General features: G+C 71.2%; 1 pseudogene. It reads left to right on the forward strand.

What is annotated here, in order from left to right:
• Nucleotides 1-181: pseudogene (locus ACWDNU_RS45830) on the forward strand (hypothetical protein); the annotation flags it as partial.
• Nucleotides 182-1,388 lie beyond the last annotated feature (1,207 nt).

The following is a 1,388-nucleotide window of genomic DNA, read 5'->3' on the forward strand; positions in this document are numbered from 1 at the left end:
CCCGATCGCCATGATCGTGAAGTCGGGCGCCGCCGGTAACATGACGCAGGTCCGTTCGCTGGCCGGTATGCGTGGTCTGGTGTCGAACCCGAAGGCCGCGGGCATCACCGGCGTCCGCGGCCGCTTCTTCGGCGGCGATGTCGTCGACCTGGTCAGCCCCGACAACCGCGTGGTCGCCCGCGGCGTCGTCGAATACGACAGCACCGAACTGACCACCATGCTCGGCCGCTCCACCACCGAACTCCCCGACACCATGCAGCGCCCGGTCATCCACGCCGACGACCTGGTCAAGGTCTGATCCGGACCTCCGACACCGGAAACATCGCCCACGGGTAGACCTTTCGCGACCGAGATCGAGGCCGCGCCGGAGTGGACTCGCTTCCGCGACTCGGCGTCGTGCCCTTCCAGAACTCTGCGGTTCACCCGCACAGGGCGAACCGGTCGAGCCCGTTCAGCGCCGAAACATGTGGCCCACCGCTAGGCGCCAGGAGATCAGCCTGACCTCTGGCCGCTTAGGCGACGGGAACCGCCCGACCTCCGACCGCCGAGGGGAGGGACAGCCTGAACGTCGACCGGCCCCGCGATCGCGGCGGCCTACCGCCGGGGTGGAATGACGCCTGGCTGATCCAGGTCCAGGGGTGGTGCGGGCGGGGGTGTCGCAGGTTGCGGCCGTGGTTCGTTCGTTTCCGGGATCGGGCCGGTGACGCCCGGCTGTCCGCCGGGATCGACCGGTCCACCGGGGACCGGCGGCACCACGATGCCCGCGTGTGGTTCCGGTGCTCGCGGAACCGGTTGCGGTGCGGGTGCTTCCGGTGCAGCGGTCTGCGGCGCGGGTGGCGCTGATGATTCTGTGCGCGGCGCAGGCTGTTCCGAAGACGGCGCAGGGGATTGTGGCGCCGGTTCGGGGGTCGGGCGCGCGGGCTCCGGCTGCGGTGCAGGCTGTTCCGAGGTGGGTGGGGGCGCGGGCTGTTCCGAGGTGGGCGCGGAAGGCGGGGGTGCGGGCTGGTCCGTCGTCGGCGCCGGAGGCTCCGGCGCCGGTTGTTCGGATGTCGGCGCGGGGACCTGGGGCGCCGGTTCGGGGGTAGGCGGTGCGAGTTCCGGTTGGGGGGCGGGCTGTTCGGACGTGGGCGCAGGGGACTGGGGTGCCTGGGTGGTGGGTTCCGGTTGTGGCGCAGGAGGTTCCGACGTCGGAGCGGGAGGTGCCGGTTGATCGGTTGTGGACGGTGCCGGTCGTTCACTGGTCGGAGCGGATTGTTCCGTCGTCGGGGCGGGGGTGCCCGGAGACGGGGGAGCGGGTGTCTCGCTCGACGGTGCGGGAGTGATGTCCGGCTTCGGGGTTTCGGTATTCGGGGCCGGATTCTGGCTCGGTGCAGAGCTTTCGCCGTTCC

Source organism: Amycolatopsis sp. NPDC003676, assembly GCF_053587275.1.